The 5,301-nt window shown below is 64.5% G+C and carries 4 protein-coding genes; 1 reads left to right on the forward strand and 3 read right to left on the reverse strand.

Features of this window, described 5'->3' with window-relative positions; translation table 11 throughout:
- Nucleotide 1 precedes the first annotated feature (1 nt).
- From ACI944_RS11350 to ACI944_RS11360, 3 genes are all read right to left on the reverse strand, one after another.
- On the reverse strand, nt 2-1,102 hold the full coding sequence (locus ACI944_RS11350; RefSeq protein ID WP_411719169.1) for a tRNA (guanine(26)-N(2))-dimethyltransferase: 1,101 nt from the start codon (nt 1,100-1,102) through the stop codon (nt 2-4).
- A gap of 128 nt (nt 1,103-1,230) precedes the next feature.
- Complete coding sequence (locus tag ACI944_RS11355; RefSeq protein WP_411719170.1) at nt 1,231-1,659, reverse strand: DUF4870 domain-containing protein; 429 nt, start codon at nt 1,657-1,659, stop codon at nt 1,231-1,233.
- 206 nt (nt 1,660-1,865) lie between these two features.
- Nucleotides 1,866-3,395: a carboxypeptidase M32 gene (locus ACI944_RS11360; protein WP_411719171.1), complete on the reverse strand. Its 1,530-nt coding sequence runs from the start codon at nt 3,393-3,395 to the stop codon at nt 1,866-1,868.
- 282 nt (nt 3,396-3,677) lie between these two features.
- Between ACI944_RS11360 and ACI944_RS11365 the strand changes: the two genes are divergently transcribed.
- Nucleotides 3,678-5,301 (forward strand): PINc/VapC family ATPase (locus ACI944_RS11365; protein WP_411719172.1); only part of this gene is annotated, 1,624 nt, incomplete at its 3' end.

Genomic DNA, 5,301 nt, shown 5'->3' on the forward strand with positions numbered 1-5,301 from the left:
GTCACAGCACCGCCTCGCGCATCTCGGTGACTCCGGCGTCCGTCTTGAACGTCGTCCCGCCGTAGTGCGTCCGGGAGGTATCGTGCCCCGCCGCCTCGAGCGACGACAGGAAGTCGTCCATCGCGGTGTTCGGCTCGCCCCACCGCTTGTAGAGTCGGTGTTGGTCGTAGTGGGTCGGACGGTGGAGTTCCCCCGCGATGGTCTCGAGCAGGTCACGGGCCTTCGCCGCTGTTCCAAACGACTCGGGGATCGCCTCGGCGACGCGCTCCACGAACCCGGTGCCGTGGGCGGGGCCGAGCCAGATCGGCCCGGCCGTCCACGTCGATTGGCCACACTTGGGGCACGTCGTGCTCGGGTCGGCGATAAGGGTCCGCTCGTGGTCGCGCCACAGACATCGCTGGCAGTGGTCCACGTAGCCGAGTTGCTCGAGCAGTTCGTCCGCGGCGCGCGCCCCGCTCTCGAGACGGAGGTACGTCCGGACGTAATGACTCGAGACGTGACTCAACACCGGTGTCGCGGCGACATCGTAGCGCGCCGCGGTCCGGACGAGCGCCGACAGCAACACCCGAAGCCCCATTTCGGGGTGGAACTCGGTGTTCCGCGGGACTGCGCCGTAGCTTCGGACCCCGCTCTCGAAGTGCGCGCCACACAGCGGCGCGGTGTCGGTCGCGGTCACGCAGACGAACTTGCGGGCGCTCCGAAACGCCGCGTCGGCGAAGGGAATCGGCGTCCCGAACGGGTCGAGATCCACGACATCGTGGCTGTGTTCGTGCATGTGGGCGTTGACCTTTCGATGATGAATCTCGCCCGACAGCCCGTTCCGCTCGAGGTTTGATCGGGCGAGATCGACGGCCGCCTCGTCGATGTCGCAACCGGTCGCCGCATAGCCCGCCTCGGCGGCTCGAACCGCACGGACGCCGCTTGCGGTCATCGCATCGAGATAGGAATCACAGTCGCCGTCGACGGCCCGGAGGACGGCCGCCGTGATGTCGCGGTTCAACTCCTGAACGGGGTTATAAAAGACGCCGTCGCCCGACCCCTCGCTCGCGCCGTGTCGCTCCTCGGGTACCTCGATCGTGACGGCTCCCTCCGTGACCTCCATACCTTCTGTTCAAAACCGGGGGCGAAAAGCGACACGCTTGCGCGGCGGGAGACTGTGGAAGATGCGTTCCATCTTACGGGCGCTCACAACTCGATTCCGGACCGGATCGAAAGATGTGTGTAATCCACTCAAGCGATACTATCCGCGACCCCGGCCGCAACGGGGATGCGGGGGGTCTGGCCTTGATAGGTTCGGAGCAACAGGTACAGCCAGAGCACGACCCCCGCGATTCCGATGACCGTGCTCATGAGACCGAAAACTATCGACACTACCCCGAAGACAACGTTTCCAGGACCGACCGACGAAAGCATGAGCGAGAGCGTGCCCTGGAGGAAACCGATAGCCAGTGATACGACGAAGAGGCCACCGAACACGACGATGCTCTGTGCGGCGTGAAACCGGATCGTTTCGTTTTCCGATTCGAGAAAGTACATGCCGATACCCGTGAGCCATCCCAACACGTACGAAAGGGCTGCTGCGACGTTCTCGTCGAGACCGGTCTGGGTGATTTGGCTCGATGTTCGACCGGGATCGGACTGGCTGGTGGTGCTACTCATTGGGATTCTAGATAAACGTTCGCATTATATAGCATAAATAATCATGTATGAATTTCGATCCGTGGGACATACGTCTTTACTTATAAGTAGGGCGAGCAAATTCCGTTACACGTTGAACAGGCGCAATACCATGGATGTGCGACGATTTATAAAGAATGTCCGCACTCCGCTCTCAGCCATTTCAACCGATATCCGCCCTCCCCTCCTTACCGATCCAAGTCGTACAGCTCGCCGAACTTCGCCTCGGCGTACTCGAGGAAGTAGTCGGCGGTGAGCGGTTCGCCAGTCGCCTGCTCAACCAGTTCGCCTGTCGGGTAGCGACAGCCGTGTTCGTGGACGTTCTCGGCGAGCCACCCGTGGAGCGCATCGAACTCTCCGGCCGCGATCTTTTCGTCGAGATCGTCGATCTCCTCCTCGGCGGCGGCGTACAGCTGGGCGGCGAGAACGCTGCCAAGCGAGTACGTTGCGAAGTAGCCGAAGGAGCCGTGGCTCCAGTGGATGTCCTGCAGACAGCCTTCGCTGTCGGTGTCGGGGCGGACACCGAGATACGCCTCCATTCGGTCGTTCCAGACCGACGGGACCTCTGCAACGTCCAACTCACCCGCCACGAGGTCGCGTTCGATCTCGAAGCGCAACACGATGTGGAGGTGATAGGTCAACTCGTCGGCTTCGACTCGAATGAGGTTGTCGTCGTACACCCGGTTGGCGGCCTCGTAGGCCTGCCTCTCGGTGAGGTCGGTGTTGTGGTGGTCGTTGAACCGGTCGACGAACAGCTCCCAGAACGCTTTCGAGCGGCCGACGTGGTTCTCGAAGAGCCGCGATTGAGACTCGTGGACCGAGAGCCCGCGATGTTCGCCGAGCGGCGAGCCGTACGCCTCCCGAGGGAGTCCGAGGGTGTAGTTCGCGTGACCGAACTCGTGGATCGTCGAGGCCAGCGAGTCTAACGGCTCGGATTCGTTGAAACGGGTCGTGACGCGGGCGTCGAACTGCGTTCCCGTCGAGAATGGGTGCGGCGCGGTGTCGAGGCGGCCGCGTTCGAAGTCGTACCCGAGCGTTTCCAGCGCTTCGCGAGTCACCGCGAGCTGGTCGGACTCGGGGAAGGTACCATCCAGCGCGTGGGGCTCCGTCTCGGATGCACTAATCGCCTCGATCAGCGGGACCAGCCCCTCGCGGAGCTCCTCGAGGACGTCGTCGGCGGTCGCGAGGTCGAGATACGGCTCGTAGTCCGCGAACAGCGTCGCGTACGGGTCAGCCTCCGGGTCGATGTGCTCGGCGTAGCGCCGCTTGAGTTCGAGCAGGCGCTCCAGCGTTGGCGCGAACGCCTCGAAATCGTCGGCTTCCTTTGCTTCCTGCCAGACTGGGTGGGCCTCCGAGGTCGCCGTCGAGATCTCCTCGACGAGATCGGTCGGCACCCGGGCGTTGCGCTCGTGCTCGCGGCGAATCTCGCGGACGGCGGCCGCCTTCGGTGCGGGAAGGTCCGCCCCTTCGAGCTCGTCTAACAGTTCGGCCGTCTCGTCGTCGACGAGGATATCGTGTGCGACGGCTGAGACCGCCCCTCGCTGTTTTGATCGCGCGGGCGTGCCGCCCTCGGGCATCATCACCTCCTGATCCCAACTCAACACCGCGTTCGCGTCGCCGAGATACGTCGCCCGGCCGTAGCGTTCGAGGAGGTCGTCGTACGACGCCGGCGTCGGCCCGTCGGCGGCATCCGAGTCGGTGCCGTCAGTGCTCGCCATGTGCGCACAATGGGTCGCGGCAGACAAGAAGCCACGGATCGGGGGGAATTCGGACGGTGGCGGTTTGGACGGTGAGAGGAGCGACGGAGTACAGGACCGGCCGGCCTCGTATATGCATATTTACGGAACGAGTACCAGCGGTTAACTTCGTACGTGACGAGCTTGACCGCGTATCGCTCGGGAACGCGATCACTGCCCGGACCGGGGGCGAGACGCTACCGATCGGCCCGCCGGAGTCACCGCATCACGGTATTTATACCCGTTGGGGCCCGATCCTCAAATATGGATATTCTGCCGGACACGAGCGCGGTCATCGACGGCCGCGTGTCTGAACGCGCCGGGGACGGCGACCTCGATACGGTGTACATCCCCGAGGCGGTCGTCGGGGAGCTTGAGGCCCAGGCCAACGACGGCCGGGACAGCGGGTGGGCCGGGCTAGAGGAGCTCCAGCGACTGGCTGAACTCGTCGACGACGGGCGACTTGCGGTCGAGTACGTCGGCCGGCGCCCGGACGCCATCGAGAAACGCGACGCCGGAGAGGGTGAGATCGACGCGCTGATCCGCGATCTGGCCGAACGGCACGACGCGACGCTTCTGACGAGCGACGTCGTCCAAAGCGAGGTGGCGAGGGCGAAGGGCGTCGCCGTCGAGTACATCGAACCGCAGGTCGAGGAGACGCCCGATCTCGCCGTTGAGGAGTACCTCGACGAGGGGACGATGTCGGTCCACCTCAAGACCGGCGTCCGGCCGATGGCCAAACGCGGCACAATCGGCGAGATGGCCTACGAGCCGATCGACGAGGGCGTCCTGACCGAATCTGAGATGCGTGCTATCGCCGAGAACGTCGTCAACACCGCCCGCTCGGTGAGCGACGGGTTCATCGAGCTATCGGGGGACGGAATGACAATCGTCCAGATCGCCGATATGCGGATCGCCGTCGCCGAACCGCCGTTCGCCGACGGCATCGAGGTCACTGCCGTCCGGCCGATCGTCAAGACCGACCTCGACGACTACGAGAAAGCCGACGCGCTCCGCGAGCGGTTCACGGCGCGCCAACGCGGTGTCCTCATCTCGGGGGCGCCGGGCGCGGGAAAGTCGACGTTCGCCCAGGCCGTCGCGGAGTTCCTTGACGACTCAGGGTATGTCGTCAAGACGATGGAGAAACCGCGCGACCTCCAGGTCGGCCCCGAAATCACCCAGTACACCGAGTTAGACGGCTCGATGGCGAACACCGCCGACTCGCTGCTCATGGTCCGGCCCGACTACACGATCTACGACGAGGTCAGAAAGACATCGGACTTCGAGACGTTCGCCGACATGCGGCTGGCGGGCGTCGGGATGATCGGCGTCGTCCACGCGACGCGGGCCATCGACGCCCTCCAGCGGCTCGTCGGCCGCGTCGAGTTGGGGATGATCCCGCAGATCGTCGACACCGTCGTCTACATCGAGGCCGGCGAAGTCGACACTGTCTACGACGTGACGACCGAGGTGAAGGTTCCTCACGGCCTCGTCGAGGAGGACCTCGCCCGCCCGGTTATCGTCATCGAGGACTTCGAGACGGGCACGCCGGCGTACGAGATCTACACGTTCAACCGCCAGGTCGTCACCGTCCCTCTTGACGGCGCTGAGGGGAGTGCCGAAACCGGCGTCGAACGCGTCGCCAAGCAGGAGATCGAACGCGAGATCAGATCGGTGGCCCACGGCCACGTTGAGGTCGAACTCCAGGGATCGAACACCGCGGTCGTCTGGGTCGACGACGATGACATCTCCTACGTCATCGGCAAAGGCGGCGGCCGGATCAGCGGGATCGAGGACCGACTCGGGATCGATATCGACGTCCGGAGCCTCTCGGACCGGCCGGACGGACGCGGCTCCACGGGCGATGGGACGACCGCGACGACCGCTG

This window comes from Natronomonas sp., from assembly GCF_046710025.1.
Classification (GTDB): domain Archaea; phylum Halobacteriota; class Halobacteria; order Halobacteriales; family Haloarculaceae; genus Natronomonas.